We start from the raw sequence: 561 nt of genomic DNA on the forward strand, positions 1-561 counted from the left end.
TCCTCATCGCAGCACTCCACGCCTGCGCCTCCGGCTGGCTCTACGCCCACATGCAGCGCTTCGTGAACCCCACCCCCTTCGGCCTGCACATCGGCATCGAATACCTCTTCATGGCGGTCGTCGGCGGCGCCGGCCACGTCTGGGGCGCGCTGGTGGGCGCCGGCGTCATCACCATCATGAAGCAGTGGCTGCAGGACCTGCTGCCCAAGCTGCTGGGCCACAGCGGCAACTTCGAAGTCATCGTCTTCGGCCTGATGATGGTGCTGGTGCTGCAGCGCGCCCGCGGCGGCCTGTGGCCCATCCTCGCCAAACTGGTGCCGGTGCGCCGCGCCCACAAGGTCATCGACGCCGCCGCCGAACCGCTGCCGCGGCGCGAACTGCCCCAGGCCGGCGAGCGCATCCTCGAAGCGCGCGACGTCACCCGCAAGTTCGGCGGCCTCGTCGCCAACAACAACATGAGCCTGGAAGTGAAGGCCGGCGAAATCCTGGCGCTGATCGGCCCCAACGGCGCCGGCAAGAGCACCATGTTCAACCAGCTCTCCGGCGTCGACACCCCCACCT

Annotated in this window: 1 protein-coding gene; it reads left to right on the forward strand. The window is 68.6% G+C overall.

All coding sequences use genetic code 11. The annotated features are described in order from the left end of the window. Positions 1 to 561 (forward strand): branched-chain amino acid ABC transporter permease (locus GRF61_RS25225; protein WP_169153172.1); only part of this gene is annotated, 561 nt, incomplete at both ends.

The sequence above is a fragment of the Azoarcus sp. TTM-91 genome (assembly GCF_012911025.1).
In the GTDB taxonomy this organism is placed as follows: Bacteria; Pseudomonadota; Gammaproteobacteria; order Burkholderiales; family Rhodocyclaceae; genus Azoarcus.